Source organism: Maribacter sp. PR66, assembly GCF_028464205.1.
GTDB classification, from domain to species: Bacteria; Bacteroidota; Bacteroidia; order Flavobacteriales; family Flavobacteriaceae; genus Maribacter; species Maribacter flavus.
This window is the reverse complement of record NZ_JAQPCH010000001.1, coordinates 470,950-484,940: the sequence shown is the minus strand read 5'-3', so window position 1 is coordinate 484,940 and position 13,991 is coordinate 470,950. Positions and strand designations below refer to the sequence as shown.

General features: G+C 42.7%; 14 protein-coding genes and 1 pseudogene. 2 read left to right on the top strand and 13 right to left on the bottom strand.

The window, feature by feature from the left end; translation table 11 throughout:
* Nucleotides 1–139 precede the first annotated feature (139 nt).
* The 5 genes from PP181_RS02120 to PP181_RS02100 form a co-directional block, all read right to left on the bottom strand.
* Nucleotides 140–853, bottom strand: coding sequence for a 3'-5' exonuclease (locus PP181_RS02120; protein WP_154917629.1), 714 nt, complete (start codon nt 851–853; stop codon nt 140–142).
* A gap of 235 nt (nt 854–1,088) precedes the next feature.
* Nucleotides 1,089–1,562, bottom strand: a complete 474-nt coding sequence (locus PP181_RS02115; protein ID WP_272635803.1) for a methylated-DNA--[protein]-cysteine S-methyltransferase — start codon at nt 1,560–1,562, stop codon at nt 1,089–1,091.
* 6 nt (nt 1,563–1,568) lie between these two features.
* Nucleotides 1,569–2,714, bottom strand: coding sequence for a CNNM domain-containing protein (locus tag PP181_RS02110; protein ID WP_272635802.1), 1,146 nt, complete (start codon nt 2,712–2,714; stop codon nt 1,569–1,571).
* An 87-nt stretch (nt 2,715–2,801) separates the two neighbouring features.
* Complete coding sequence (locus PP181_RS02105; protein WP_272635801.1) at nt 2,802–4,097, bottom strand: serine hydrolase domain-containing protein; 1,296 nt, start codon at nt 4,095–4,097, stop codon at nt 2,802–2,804.
* Between the two features lie 63 nt (nt 4,098–4,160).
* Nucleotides 4,161–5,120, bottom strand: a complete 960-nt coding sequence (locus tag PP181_RS02100; protein ID WP_272636200.1) for a helix-turn-helix transcriptional regulator — start codon at nt 5,118–5,120, stop codon at nt 4,161–4,163.
* Nucleotides 5,121–5,342: 222 nt separating this feature from the next.
* Here PP181_RS02100 and PP181_RS02095 point away from each other — a divergent pair, with 222 nt between their 5' ends.
* On the top strand, nt 5,343–5,834 hold the full coding sequence (locus PP181_RS02095) for a DinB family protein (protein ID WP_272635799.1): 492 nt from the start codon (nt 5,343–5,345) through the stop codon (nt 5,832–5,834).
* A gap of 3 nt (nt 5,835–5,837) precedes the next feature.
* A complete protein-coding gene (locus tag PP181_RS02090; RefSeq protein WP_272635798.1) occupies nt 5,838–6,056 on the top strand; it encodes a hypothetical protein in 219 nt (72 codons plus the stop codon).
* A gap of 62 nt (nt 6,057–6,118) precedes the next feature.
* On the opposite strand, the gene hemB is transcribed toward PP181_RS02090, so the two are convergent.
* From hemB to hemA, 8 genes and pseudogenes are all read right to left on the bottom strand, one after another.
* Nucleotides 6,119–7,111 carry a porphobilinogen synthase gene (gene hemB / locus PP181_RS02085; protein ID WP_272635797.1) on the bottom strand — a complete coding sequence of 331 codons (993 nt, stop codon included), beginning with the start codon at nt 7,109–7,111 and terminating at the stop codon, nt 6,119–6,121.
* Between the two features lie 92 nt (nt 7,112–7,203).
* Nucleotides 7,204–7,500: pseudogene (locus PP181_RS02080) on the bottom strand (four helix bundle protein).
* 36 nt (nt 7,501–7,536) lie between these two features.
* Nucleotides 7,537–8,325, bottom strand: a complete 789-nt coding sequence (locus PP181_RS02075) for a PhzF family phenazine biosynthesis protein (protein WP_272635796.1) — start codon at nt 8,323–8,325, stop codon at nt 7,537–7,539.
* Between the two features lie 13 nt (nt 8,326–8,338).
* A complete protein-coding gene (gene hemF, locus PP181_RS02070; protein WP_154917623.1) occupies nt 8,339–9,244 on the bottom strand; it encodes an oxygen-dependent coproporphyrinogen oxidase in 906 nt (301 codons plus the stop codon).
* Nucleotides 9,234–9,776, bottom strand: a complete 543-nt coding sequence (locus tag PP181_RS02065) for a GNAT family N-acetyltransferase (RefSeq protein ID WP_272635795.1) — start codon at nt 9,774–9,776, stop codon at nt 9,234–9,236. Before PP181_RS02065 ends, hemF begins: the two co-directional genes overlap by 11 nt.
* A gap of 68 nt (nt 9,777–9,844) precedes the next feature.
* Nucleotides 9,845–10,876: a uroporphyrinogen decarboxylase gene (gene hemE, locus PP181_RS02060; RefSeq protein ID WP_272635794.1), complete on the bottom strand. Its 1,032-nt coding sequence runs from the start codon at nt 10,874–10,876 to the stop codon at nt 9,845–9,847.
* A gap of 129 nt (nt 10,877–11,005) precedes the next feature.
* The gene (gene hemC, locus PP181_RS02055; protein WP_272635793.1) at nt 11,006–12,586 is read right to left on the bottom strand and encodes a hydroxymethylbilane synthase; all 1,581 of its coding nucleotides are present in this window, start codon (nt 12,584–12,586) and stop codon (nt 11,006–11,008) included.
* Complete coding sequence (gene hemA, locus PP181_RS02050) at nt 12,583–13,839, bottom strand: glutamyl-tRNA reductase (RefSeq protein WP_272635792.1); 1,257 nt, start codon at nt 13,837–13,839, stop codon at nt 12,583–12,585. Before hemA ends, hemC begins: the two co-directional genes overlap by 4 nt.
* Between the last annotated feature and the right edge of the window lie 152 nt (nt 13,840–13,991).

Here is a 13,991-nt window from a genome sequence, read left to right as displayed (position 1 = left end):
ATCCAACCGATGTTTACTGATTTAAATATCGTTCGTAAGCCAGATTACGGTGTCTAATTTTGACATTGAGAAGGATTTAAAAAATAAGCAAACCACCAAATACCAACAAGCAACTTCCCTCTTTGGGGGTTAGGGGGCCTTACACCTTCCTTATCTGATAATCCTCCAACAGCGGCTCGTTTCGTAATCTTAAGAAGACTTGGGCGGTGGTAACCACATCCAACTCACAATATTTAATGATGCGGTCCAGGTTTTTCTCTTCGTAGAAGACGTCCCGCACCATACTGCCATCAATGTCTTCCTTAGGTGAGGAGATTCCTAAAATATTGGCCATTAGTTTTAAGGAGGTATAATGTTTGTAATCCCCAAATTTCCAAAGGTCCATGGTATCCAAATGGGGCACTTCCCAGGGTTTCTTTCCAAAAAGGTCCAGTTTCCAAGGTAGGGAGATACCATTAATGATCATCCGGCGGGCGATATAGGGAAAATCGAACTCCTTACCATTGTGGGCGCAGAGGAGGTGTTTGGCTTCGCTGAAATGCCCGTTCAAAAGGTTTTTGAAATCCTTTAAAAGTTTGGATTCATCCCCGTGAAACGTGGTAACCCTAAATTGGAGGGTTTCGCCCTGCATTTTAAAATACCCTACGGAAATACAGATGACTTTGCCAAACTCTGCCCAAATACCGGCCCGATCATAAAATTCCTCGGCGGTAAACTCTTCCTTTCGTTGGTATTTGGATTTTTGCTCCCAGAGTTCTTGTTTCGCGTCGTCCAATTCTTGGAACTGTTCTTTTTCCGGGACGGTTTCGATATCCAAAAATAGGATGTGTTCCAAATTCAGTTTGTGTAACATACTCAGGCATAATGGTTAGGCCTTCCAAGTTAGGATAATATTTTAATTTCAATAAGATTAATCTTATCAAAGAGGTAAAATTTAGGGAACCGACCAAGTAGTCTTTTTTAGATTTAGAAAAAATTAATACGATATGGTAGATATAGATTTACATCCAATTCAATCGGTGTTTTACCTTGAAATAGAAATTATTACTTGAATGAAAATAGCTAATAGACCGATTGGTTTGTAAAATTTAAAAAAGTGTCTGCTGTTTAACAGGGTTTTCATGTTCCAGTAGCCATTTTTTACGGTGTAGGCCGCCGGCGTAGCCCGTAAGGGAACCATCACTACCAATGACCCTATGACATGGAACCACGATCCACAAGGGATTTTTTCCATTTGCTGAGGCCACGGCCCTAATGGCCTTTACATCGCCCAAGGTTTTGCTCAAGTCCAAGTAGGTAACCGTCTTACCATAGGGAATATCCTGCAAGGCCTTCCAAACGGATTTTTGAAAATCGGTTCCGGATGGGTTTAGGGACAAATCGAATTGTGTTCTTGAGCCTTCAAAGTATTCCTTTAATTGATAGGCGGCTTCTTCCAGGTCTGGAGGAATGATATCGGTAAGTGTTTCATCGGTATCCAAAACGGTGACGGAATAAAGACCGTTTTCATCCCCTTCCAACTTTGCAATTCCCAAAGGCGTGTGGATAAAGGCAGTTTCCATGTATGGTTAGTCCTCTTTTTCTTTTGTAGCATCCTCAGCAACGGGATTCTTTTCAATCACGCCACTTTGTTTGGCCCTGTTTTCCCAATTTTTACGGGCCAACAATTGCAGGTCGGCCACATTATCGCTCTCGTCCATGATTTCAAGCCCTAGAAGGGTCTCAATAACATCTTCCATGGTCACTAGTCCACTTACGGAACCGTATTCGTCCATTACCAATGCAATGTGCTCCCGCTTGTTTACGAACGTATCGAAGAGTTTTGGAATGGGTGTATCACGCTTTGTCAATAGAATGTCACGCTTTATCTCTACCAAGGGCAATTCCCCGTTTTTATGGATGATTTCCTCATAGACATTGTCCTTAAGGACGAAACCGGTAATGTTGTCCACCTTTTCCTCAAAAATCGGAATCCGGGAAAAGCGCAACTTTGGATTTTCCTCAAAAAAGGACTGGATGGTTTGATCGGAGGAAGCAATTTTCATTACGGCCCTGGGTGTCATAATATCCTTCACTTGAACTTCTTCAAAACGTAACAGGTTTTTAATGATGGTCGATTCCGACTTTTGAAAAACACCTTCCTCATGGGCCATATCTGTCATAGCTGTAAAATCCTCCCTGCTCAGCACACTGCCATGATGGCCCTTGCCCCCGACCAATTTGGTGAAGAGTTGTAACAACCAAAGCAAACCGGTGTATTTTAGAACAAGCACCATGGCCTTTAGCGCCTTTGCGGTAAAATTGGCGAGTTGCTTCCAATAGGTAGCACCAATCGTCTTAGGTATTATTTCTGAGGCGACCAATATCAAAATGGTCATAATCGTAGAGACTACACCTACCATAAGATCCTCGGTAAATTCAATCCCAGCTATGGAACGGGTGGTACTTCCATACATTTCCGTATAGGCTACTTTTGCCTGTACTCCCACCAAAATAGCTCCCACCGTATGGGCAACGGTATTTAGGGTAAGTATGGCAATGAGGGGTTTGTCCACATCCTGTTTTAGTTCTTCTAGCGATATCGCATAGGTTTTTCCTTCCCTTTTTTTAACGTTCACAAAAGTTGGGGTGATACTCAACAGTACAGCTTCCAGAATGGAGCACAGAAATGAGAAAAAAATGGATATAACAGCGTAAAAAATGAGCAATCCCATACAATAGTTTTGAGAGCCTAAGATACCAATTTAATCCTGTTGCACATAGCTCAAAAGGAAAGGAACATTGTTTTAAAGTTAGGGCTGTTATAGTTGTAAGGCCTTGTAGAAAACCTGTTGAACGGCCGATCTTATATTCATGTCGTACAGTGCCCTATGTTCCCTGGTAGGGTATACCCTGTTTGAAAGAAAAATATATACCAGTTGGTTTTCAGGGTCCGCCCAGACAAATGTTCCTGTAAATCCACTATGTCCAAAGCTTTCCGCACTTACTTCTGGGGCAGGGTAGGCATCCTTCAGGGCCAAGGTATCGTTTCCTAACAAGGGTTTGTCAAACCCCAAACCTCTACGGTTATCGTTTTCCTTATATTGCACTTTGATAAATTCCTTGACCACGGCTTCGGGTAAAATTTGGTTTCCTCGGTATTCGCCATACCGCGTATAAAGCTGCATTATTTTGGCCAAATCCTCTGCAGTTCCAAACAATCCGGCGTTTCCTGAAATGCCTCCCAGTAAAGATGCGTTTTCGTCATGTACCCATCCTTGGGTCAAGGTATGTCGGTATAGGGTATCCATTTCGGTAGGAACGATGCGATTCGGAAAATTTTTAGTGGAAGGCAAAAAGCCAAGGGTGCCGGCCCCAATGGGTTTATAGAAATTATCCTCGATATATTTTTCATAGGGAACACCGGTCAAGTCTGTGATTATTTTCGGAAAAATAAGGAAGGTCAATCCAGAATACCGATACCTTTTTTCTTCGGACACCTTGGAGCGGTTTATCATCCGATACATTTTTCGGTCGAACCTACTTTTTGCATAGATATTCCCAAAGGCTTGTTTGTCAAATCGATTACTTCTGGATTTTCGTAGGAACCTACTTTTAAACCGACCGTTCTTTTTTAATGTTTCGTTCAAAAAGACGATATAGGGTTCCAGTCCTGCCTGATGGGTTAATATCTCCCTAAGGGTAATGTCCTTCTTATCTTTTCGTCGCTTCCAAGGTTTCCAATAAGTGCTGAAAGGCACATCCAAATCCAATTTGCTCTCGCCCACCAATTTCATGATGGCCGGAAGCGGGCCGGTTATTTTGGTAACCGAGGCCAAATCGTACAAATCGTCCAAACCTACGGGTTGTACGCTATCATAGGTATGAAATCCAAAGGCTTCATGAAATAGGATGGAGTCATTTTTGGCAACCAAGACTTGAGCTCCCGGAAAGGCATTATTTTTAATACCGTTGGTTATAATAGAATCGACTTTCATGTAAACCAGTTGATAATCAAATGGATTCGTATCTGTATTGAAATTGCCAACGAGTTGATTTTGTCCAAAAACCAGCTCCGGGCAAATAGCAATAAAAAGAAAGAAAATAGGTTTAGGCATGACAGGTTTATTGGTAATTCAAATATATATTTTGAAGTTCATAGGATGCTTATGGAGAGGAATTTATTTGAGGCCCTCCTGTGTTCGCAAAAGAATTTCAGAAACTCTTTTCTTCAAAGAATCGGGTTCCAATATCTGGGCATAGTCTCCAAAGGATAGAAACCATCGGGAAAAATAATTCTGTACATCATCCACCATAAAAGTCATTTCCACATGATTTCCCTTGATGGTTTCCGAAACAAAACCTTGATGTTTTTTACTGGCTCCTAAGTATTTACTTATTTTCTTATCCACAAGAATCCGCACCTTGGTTTTATCCCGGATTTCGCTTTGCTTCCGCAACTCTTCCAGTGTTTTGTGTTGTAAATCAAATGGATTAGGGGTCCGGCTGATTTTCAGGATTCTATCGGTCCTAAATTGTCTATAGTTTTTTCTAAGGTGGCAATACCCCATAACATACCAATAGTTATTTTCATTAAAAACGCCTATGGGTTCAATATTTCGTTCCGATGGTACATCGGCCTCCAATGCGGTATACCGCAAAAAAACCTGTTTCTTTTCGGCAATACTTTCAAAAAGAATTTCTAGGGCATTCGGTATATTTTCATTGAACAATTGCTGGTTCGGAAAAATGGTCACCTGTGATTCCAGGGCTTCCACCCACTTTTTTTCCCGTCCACGAAGGACCGATTTTACCTTGAACATGGCAGATTCGTAATAGGCACCCAAGGATTTATCGGTAAACTGTTGCATCAACTTTTCCGCAGCCACAAAACTACCGGCCTCCTCTCGTGTAAACATGACCGGGGGCAAGCTATAGCCCTCCATGATCGAATAGCCTACACCAGCTTCGCTTGCAATTGGGACTCCCGAAGCTTCCAGGGTACGAATATCCCTATAAATGGTCCGTTGGCTTACCTGAAATCGGTCTGCAAGGTCCTGTGCCCTTACTATACGTTTGGATTGCAGTTGGATGAATATCGCCACAATCCTATCAAAGCGTTTTACGGTGTCCATTCCCATAAGCAATAGGCCTTTCCTCCAAATATAGGACAAGATTTTATTGTCAAAAGCCATTTATCGTCCATTTTTAGCATTCCTTTAAATCGAAATTAGACTCTGGGAGTGACAGCGGTTTGTCAGGAATAAAATATTTTTCATTTTGAAATTCCTACTGACAAAGGGTTGTCATACCCCCCATTTACTTTTGTTGTCAATATCAATAATCATTAAATATCAGACAGTATGGAAAACATCAAGGAAAGAACAACGAATGTTATTACACCCAATCAATTTTTGGAGCACTGGCAAGGACACAGAAGACTTACCCGAAAGGTAATCGAAGCGTTTCCAGAAGACCAATTGTTCAATTACAGTGTAGGGGGAATGCGTCCCTTTGCCGATATGGTCATGGAACTTTTAGGTATTGCGGAACCTGGCCTACGGGAAATAGTAATGGGGGAAACCACACAGCTAAAGGAACATTTTGACCATGGCAACAGCAAGGCGAAATTACTGGAGGCTTGGGACAGTGCCACGGAGCAACTAAACAAACTATGGGCGCAAATGGAAGAAATGGACTTTCAGAAGCAAATAGTCTCTTTCGGTCAATTTCCAGGAACCGTACAATCTTCCTTGTTCTATTTTCTGGAGAATGAAATACATCACAGAGCCCAGGGATATGTGTATTTGCGTTCCTTAGGAATTGAACCACCTATGTTTTATGACAGAAACTAGAAAATGTATAGGGTATTGGTTTTTAGGACATCGGTACGAAAGCGGGGCAGGGTAAGGTACCTTGCTCCTTACTTGAACAATTTGATTAACGGGCACGGACGATGGAACTTTGACCTGGAGGATTGCGATAACATTCTAAGGGTGGAAACCCAAAATCCTGATGCGGTGGACATATCCGGCTTGCTGCAAAAGCACGGATTCCTATGCGAGGAACTGCATTAGTTTTTTAAGTAGCTATATCTCGTGTTTGTGGACCCTTTGACTTCGATTAGGATGGGAGGTTATTATTTGTTCAATAGCCTGACCACATCTTTGGCAAAATAACTGGTAATGATATTGGCACCGGCGCGTTTGATGGCGGTCAATTGTTCCATCATCACGGCATCATGGTTCAGCCAGCCTTTTTCTGCGGCGGCTTTTACCATGGCGTATTCGCCAGAGACTTGATACACGGCCACAGGCACGTCCACTTCGTTCCTAATTTCACGGACAATATCCAAATAACAAAGTCCGGGTTTTACCATGACGATATCGGCACCTTCGTCAATGTCCATTTGGGTTTCCCTAACAGCTTCATACCGATTGGCATAATCCATCTGATAGGTCTTTTTGTCCTTGGGAACATTCTTAATATCCACGGGCGCAGAATCTAGCGCATCTCGAAACGGACCATAAAAGGCACTGGCGTATTTGGCACTGTAGCTCATAATACCGGTGTTGCTATATCCTTCATCTTCCAAAGCTTCGCGAATGCTTAGGATCCTGCCGTCCATCATATCACTGGGTGCCACAAAATCGGCACCGGCCTTGGCATGCGAAACGCTCATTTCAGAAAGAATTTCAACGGTTTCGTCATTCAGGATTTGTCCATCGGCCACAATGCCATCATGCCCGTATGACGAATAGGGGTCAAGGGCGACATCGGTCATGACGAGCATCTGCGGACAGGCATTCTTGACCGTTTTGATGGCCAATTGCATTAGCCCGTTGTCATTTACTGCTTCGGCCCCTGCATTGTCTTTTAGATTGTCAGGGACTTTCACGAACAACAGTACGGAGGAAAGTCCTAGATTCCAAAGTTCCTTGACCTCTTTTTCCAAATTGTCCAAACTCAACCGAAAGTAATTGGGCATGGAGGCAATCTCTTCCTTTATTCCTTTACCTTCTACGACGAAAAGGGGTACTAAAAAATCATCCGGACTAATAATAGTTTCCCTGACCAATCTTCTAATGGATTCGGATGCGCGTAATCTTCTGTTTCTTATGAGTGGGTACATATAGTTTTGAGTTAAAAGTTTTAAGTTCTAAGTGATGGATTTTTTTATAGTTCTAATAAGTGAGGCTAGCATTTTCTTTATTTCTCCAATTCCTAAATTAGGTGTAAAGCTATTGATTCATCAAGAAAGTTAAGGTCCTTGCAAACTAATAAGAGGTAATCTGCTTCATGTGCAGAACCTGAAGCAATATATAAAAACCTAATTAGTTCTTTTTAAGTTTCCCCTCCACATCCTTTTGCAATATTAGCGGGAATGGATACTACTGCTCTATTTAATTGGGATGCAATTCCAAATTGCTCAGATTTTGGAAACTTTTCAGTAGCTGAATAAACATCCAGCACCGATTGATGTGAACGTTGCCAAACAACATAATTTTTATTATCAACCACTTTCTAACTTTATCCTTAAAACTAATAACTTATAGTTTAGATATCAATTTCACCGATTAGATAACATACCGCCTGTCCTGAAATTTTCACCCGGTCTCCTAAATATTCGCAGGTTAAATCCCCGCCCCGGGCAGAAAGCTGTTTTGCTGTCATCATCGTTTTTCCCAATCGCGGGGACCAATAGGGTGTAAGGGTTGTATGCGCCGATCCTGTGACGGGATCTTCGGGAATACCACATTGCGGAAAAAAGGCACGTGACACAAAGTCGACCGAACCTCCTTTGGCCGACGCAATTACACCCCGGCAATCCAATTGGTCCAACAGGTGGAAATTTGGTTTTAAGTCTTCGATGTCCTTTTGGGTTTCAAAAATCAGCAAATAGTCCGTTTTGCCTTTAAACGTTTCCAAGGGTTCTTTACCTATGGCTGTATTGATCTGGTCATTATTGGCTACGGATACCAAATCGTCCGTTGGAAAGTCCATCGTCATCCATCCATCAAGGCCTTTAGTGACGGTTAGCTCGCCACTTCTAGGAGATAAAAACCGAATGGTATTTTCTTTGTGATTGTAAAAGTTAAAAAGCACAAAAGCGGTTGCCAAGGTAGCGTGTCCGCATAAGTCCACTTCCAATTCTGGGGTAAACCAGCGCAATTCATATCCTTTTTCAAATGGAACGGCAAATGCCGTTTCTGCCAGATTGTTTTCTGCAGCAATATTTTGCATGGTTTCATCCGGCAACCATGTTTCCAAAATACAAACGGCCGCAGGATTCCCCCCAAACAGTTTATTGGTAAAGGCATCGATTTGATATAACTTCTGTTTCATGGTCTATTCTTTTTTAGGAAACCCAGTCTCTTGGTTGCTTCAAAACGTTAATCAACTTTTCTTCTTCACTCCCAGCTTCCGGATGATGATCGTACCTCCATTGCACATGTGGTGGAAGACTCATCAAGATACTTTCTATACGACCGTTGGTGCGTAATCCAAACAAGGTTCCTTTGTCATGAACCAAATTGAATTCCACATAACGGCCCCGTCTAATTTCCTGCCAATCCCTTTGTTCTTTGGTGTAAGGAAGGTCTTTTCGTTTTGTAACAATCGGTATATAACCGTCCAAAAAACTGTTTCCTACTTCGGTGACGAAATTGTACCAGTCTTCCATGGACCTACTTTCGGTCTTCTTACAATAGTCAAAAAACAATCCTCCTATACCTCGGGCTTCATCCCTGTGGGAATTCCAGAAATATTCGTCGCATTTCTTTTTATAGGTTGGATAGAACGAAGGGTCGTGTTTGTCGCATGCCGCTTTACAAACCTTATGAAAGTGTTCCGCATCCTCTTCGAATACATAATAGGGGGTCAAATCTTGTCCCCCACCAAACCACTGGTCCACAATCTTACCGTCTTTGTCGTACATTTCAAAGTAGCGCCAATTGGCATGAACGGTGGGCACCATTGGGTTTTTGGGGTGTAGTACGAGGCTAAGTCCACAGGCGAAGAAATCGGCCTCCTGTACCCCAAAATACGCTTGCATGCTTTTGGGTAATTCGCCATGAACGCCCGAAATATTAACGCCCCCTTTTTCGAAGACATCCCCATTTTCGATGACACGTGTCCGTCCGCCTCCGCCTTCGGGCCGTTCCCAGTTATCTTCATGAAACTTGGCCTTCCCGTCAATGGATTCCAAGGCATCGGTTATGATATCCTGTAGATGGTGTATATACTCAAAAAATTTATCCTTCATAAGCTTTCACATATAATTCCATATCCATAGGTTGCATGGCTGGTGGCTGATGTTCTTTGGGCAAGGTTTCCTTCCACATATACCCACACTTTTCTGCGATGCGTATACTTGCGGGATTCGACTTATGTACAATGATGCGTAATGTTCTTAGGCCGTGTTCCTTGAATGCCCAAGCCGTTATCTCTTTGACGGCCATGGTGGTTATTCCAATACCTTCGTGCTGATACCCGATACAATAGGCAATTTCGGCCTCCTTTTTATCAAAATCAAGATTTTTCACAAAGAGCAAACCCGCTACGCTTCTATCGATGGTATTTTTTATCACGAACACAAATTCGGTTTTGTTATTAAAGGCCTTAATTTTTTGGTCGATGAATAATTTGGAGAGCTCCGGGGTCAGATTTTCGGTCAGGGTTTGAGGGAAATAGGTTTTAAGCCTTGAGGTGTTGACCGTTACAAAATCACAGATTCGCCATGCATATTTTTCATGGATAGGCGTTATTTCAAAAGTACCGTTCGCAATGGGAATCATTCCTTAAAAGTACGAAGTCTTTGGTCCTTTGTAAAGATAAAGCGTAAGGATTGGAAAAATTAAATGGTTCAGTGCGCCAATTTATATTCTTTTACGGCATCAATGAAAGCCTTTGCGTTTTCCACCGGAACGTTTGGAAGGATTCCGTGTCCTAAATTCACAACATACCTGTCCTTGCCAAATTCATTGATCATTTGCGTGACCATTTTTTTGATTTCCGATGGTGGGGATAACAATCTGGCAGGGTCGAAATTCCCTTGAAGGGTTATTTTTCCTCCCGTAAGATATCGGGCATTTTGCGCGGAACATGTCCAATCCACACCAAGAGCCGATGCACCCGATTGGGACATTTCCTTAAGTGCGAACCAGCATCCTTTACCAAAAACGATCACGGGAGTTTCTTCTTTAAGCGCATCTACGATTTGTTGGATGTATTTCCATGAAAATTCCTGATAGTCCGTGGGGGAAAGCATACCGCCCCAAGAGTCGAACACCTGTACGGCATTTACTCCAGCCTTTACCTTAGCTTTTAAATAGGCAATGGTGGTATCCGTTATCTTTTGAAGCAATTCATGGGCGGCCACAGGCTGCGTAAAACAGAACTCCTTGGCCTTGTCAAAGGTCTTACTACCTTGTCCCTGTACACAATAGCAGAGGATGGTCCAGGGAGAACCCGCAAAACCGATTAGGGGTACTTCGTCGTTCAATTTCTCCTTTGTGGCCGTAATGGCCTGCATCACATAATCCAATGTCTCTTCCACATCGGGTACAATAACGTTATTAACATCCTTTTGACTTCTGATAGGGTTAGGCAGATAGGGTCCAAAATTGGGCTTCATCTGTACCTCGATGTTCATCGCCTGTGGAATCACCAAAATATCGCTGAAGAGAATGGCGGCATCCATCCCAAACCTTTGTATGGGTTGCACGGTAATTTCGGAAGCCAGTTCTGGGGTCTGGCATCGGGTGAAAAAATCGTATTTCTCCTTGATTTCCATAAATTCCGGTAAGTACCTTCCCGCTTGGCGCATCATCCAAACCGGTGGTCTTTCTACAGTTTCACCTTTTAGGGCCCTAAGGAATAAATCGTTCTTTATCATATGTGGGTTGTTCGTTGTTCGTTTTTGGTTGTTCTTTTTTCTTTTTTGGTTGATGATTGTTCGTTATTGCTAAACATTTTTTTGAGCTTGATTCTTGCTCTTGAACTTGTATTTTCTAACTACTAACGGCTATTGGCTATAATTGGAATTTACCAATTCAATAACACTTTCTACATCCGGGATAATGGCAACTTTCACTTCCTTGAAATGTTTCCGGGCTTCGGTTGCCGTGGTTTCCCCAATACAATAAGCAACTTGGTGTGGTTTATTTTTTAAAAGATAGCTTTCTATGGTGGAAGGACTGTAAAAAAGAATTCCCTCTACGGATTCAGGGATGGCCTTGCCTGATAGTTTGGTCTTATAGGCCTCCACTTTGTTTACATTGATATTGTTCCCCTCTAAAATAGAAGGGAGGTCCTCCAAGCTAAGATTTCCATGAAAATAGGTCACTTGGGTGCCATCCATATATTCAACAAGGTAGTTGGCCAAATCGGTGGCGCTGTTCTCCACATGGGCCACAGGTCCTATTTTTTTCTGGATCAACCTTTTGGTCTTTCTGCCTACACAGTATATGTTTTTAAACTGAAGTTCTGCCGGACTACAATTTGTAAGTAGGCTCTCCACGGCATTCTTACTGGTGAAGACGATGTTCCCAAGGTTCTTTTTTAGAATAATCGGAGATATTCTGTTGGGGCTTATTTTGATAAAATCCTCAGAATCTACCCGTATGCCCGAACTGAATTTCTGAAGTTGCGCTTCCGTCAATTTTTTGGTAGAAAACACGTTGGTTTTTAGGTCGGCTCCCTGCAATTCGTTCATTAAACGCCTTCCTCCGCGGCTCAAAATACTTTTGGCGGCATCAATTCCCAAATTTTCATGCTTTCCGAGTGGGGCCGTTAAGGCAGCTTCCAATTTTTGGGAGCCATCAATGGTCAGAAGGACCCCTTTGAGGTTTACTTTTTCCTCCTTGTCAATATAGGCCAGGGCCCCGATGGGTGCTGAACAGCCACCTTCCAATTCCCTGAGGAAATCGCGTTCCAATTTCGTACAGATTTCGGTTTCCCTATGGTTGAGTTCGGCACATATTTCACGAATTTCCAAATCGTTTTCCATGGCTACGACCATAATGGCACCCTGTGCCGGGGCTGGCACCATCCAAGTGAGTCCGATCGTGTTTTCAGGTTCCAAGCCGATGCGTTCCAATCCCGCGGCGGCAAAAATGGCTCCGTTCCAATCGTTTTTGTTCAGCTTTTCCAAACGGCTGTTGACATTTCCCCGTAAATCCACTACCGTATGGGTTGGGTATTGGTTCAACCATTGCGCCTTTCTTCGCAAACTTCCGGTTGCGATAATACCATCGGGAGAACCCAAAAATTCCTCATTGTTCTTAAAGGCCAAAATGTCCATATAGTTGGCTCTTTTAAGAACGGCAGCCTGGACGATGCCTTTTGGGAGCATAGTAGGTACATCCTTCATGGAATGTACCGCAATGTCGATTTCACCGTTCAACATGGCCACGTCCAAGGTCTTGGTAAAAATTCCTGTGATCCCTAATTCATATAATGGCTTATCCAGAACAAGGTCGCCCGTGGATTTTACGGGGACTAGTTTTATGGTATGCCCTAAAGCTTCCAATTGATCTTTTACGGTAGTAGCTTGCCATAGTGCCAATTCACTATCGCGTGTGCCTATGCGGATTGTTCTACTCATTCTGTTTCCAGCTCTAATTGAAACACTTTTTGGATAAGGGCTAGGCTAGAATCGGAATCGATAGTGTCGTCCTTAAGGTGGTTTGCGAATTGCTTTGTGATTTTTTGGATTATCCTATTGGATATGATATCCGCCTGTACGGCATCAAAATTCGATGTCTTTTTGGATTGATAGTCCAGTTCCTCATCCTTCATGGTCTTTAGTTTCATTTTTAGGGCCTTTATGACCGGCGCAAATTTACGGGTCTCCAGCCATTGGATGAAATCCTCCTTAACATCCTCAATGATTGCTTCGGCCTCTGGTATAAAAAGTTTACGCTTTTCCAAGGTTTCGTCCGTCATTTGTGACAGCTGGTCCAAATGCACCAAGGAGACGTTATCCAGTTCCATGACATTGTCATCCACGTTTTTGGGAACGGATAGGTCAAGGATCAATAATGGATTTTTGGTATAGATGAGTTCCTTGCAAACGGTGGGTTTTTGGGCTCCCGTAGCAACTACAAGGACGTCTGTTTTTCTGATTTCGGCCTGCAGTTCGCCATAATCCTTTACCGTGAGGTTGAATTTCCCACCTACTTTATCCGCTGTTTCCTTGGTTCTGTTGATTAAGGTAATATGCGGATTTTTGGTATGCTTGATGAGGTTTTCGCAGGTATTCCTACCAATTTTGCCAGTGCCGAAAAGTAGGATGTTCTTTTCCGAAATATTCTCAACGTTGTTCAAAATATATTGTACCGATGCAAACGCCACCGAAGTCGCCCCGGACGATATTTCCGTTTCGTTTTTTATACGCTTACTGGCTTGGATGACCGAGTTGACCAACCGTTCCAGGAACGGATTGGCAATATCCACTTTTTTGGAGCGGTTAAAACTTTGCTTTAATTGGCTAATTATCTCAAAATCCCCTAAAATCTGGCTGTCCAGTCCCGTACCTACACGAAAAAGATGGGAAATGGCCTCCTTGTTCTTATAGACATAGGCTACTTCTTGAAATTCCTCCACACTTCCCTTGGAAAAACCGCACAACAATTTTATCAATTGGTAGGGGTGCTGGGCGAAACCGTGAAGTTCCGTCCTATTGCAGGTAGAAGTTACCAACAGGCCATCAATGCCTTCTTCCTTCGCCTTTACCAATAGCGCGGTCATGGATGCATCGTCCAAACTGAATTTTCCCCTAACCTCGGCATCGGCCTTTTTGTAGTTTAGGCCAATGGTATAGAATGAGCTATGTTTAGAAATATGGTATGCCTTCATAGTTGCGGGGACAAAAATAGAACCATAGGATAAATAAAAATAACGCTAGAGGAACTATAAGCATCGGCAGAAGTGATTTTAGGTAAAATACAACATAAATCGGCCCAAAACCCTTAATTTTACAACGTCTAACGGAAACCCTACGACGATAT

Bases quoted from the DNA above. Each gene is read 5' to 3' on its own strand.
- PP181_RS02120 (WP_154917629.1), bottom strand. From the start codon at position 853: ATGTTACACAAACTGAATTTGGAACACATCCTATTTTTGGATATCGAA.
- PP181_RS02115 (WP_272635803.1), bottom strand. From the start codon at position 1,562: ATGGAAACTGCCTTTATCCACACGCCTTTGGGAATTGCAAAGTTGGAA.
- PP181_RS02110 (WP_272635802.1), bottom strand. From the start codon at position 2,714: ATGGGATTGCTCATTTTTTACGCTGTTATATCCATTTTTTTCTCATTT.
- PP181_RS02105 (WP_272635801.1), bottom strand. From the start codon at position 4,097: ATGCCTAAACCTATTTTCTTTCTTTTTATTGCTATTTGCCCGGAGCTG.
- PP181_RS02100 (WP_272636200.1), bottom strand. From the start codon at position 5,120: ATGGGAATGGACACCGTAAAACGCTTTGATAGGATTGTGGCGATATTC.
- PP181_RS02095 (WP_272635799.1), top strand. From the start codon at position 5,343: ATGGAAAACATCAAGGAAAGAACAACGAATGTTATTACACCCAATCAA.
- PP181_RS02090 (WP_272635798.1), top strand. From the start codon at position 5,838: ATGTATAGGGTATTGGTTTTTAGGACATCGGTACGAAAGCGGGGCAGG.
- hemB (WP_272635797.1), bottom strand. From the start codon at position 7,111: ATGTACCCACTCATAAGAAACAGAAGATTACGCGCATCCGAATCCATT.
- PP181_RS02075 (WP_272635796.1), bottom strand. From the start codon at position 8,325: ATGAAACAGAAGTTATATCAAATCGATGCCTTTACCAATAAACTGTTT.
- hemF (WP_154917623.1), bottom strand. From the start codon at position 9,244: ATGAAGGATAAATTTTTTGAGTATATACACCATCTACAGGATATCATA.
- PP181_RS02065 (WP_272635795.1), bottom strand. From the start codon at position 9,776: ATGATTCCCATTGCGAACGGTACTTTTGAAATAACGCCTATCCATGAA.
- hemE (WP_272635794.1), bottom strand. From the start codon at position 10,876: ATGATAAAGAACGATTTATTCCTTAGGGCCCTAAAAGGTGAAACTGTA.
- hemC (WP_272635793.1), bottom strand. From the start codon at position 12,586: ATGAGTAGAACAATCCGCATAGGCACACGCGATAGTGAATTGGCACTA.
- hemA (WP_272635792.1), bottom strand. From the start codon at position 13,839: ATGAAGGCATACCATATTTCTAAACATAGCTCATTCTATACCATTGGC.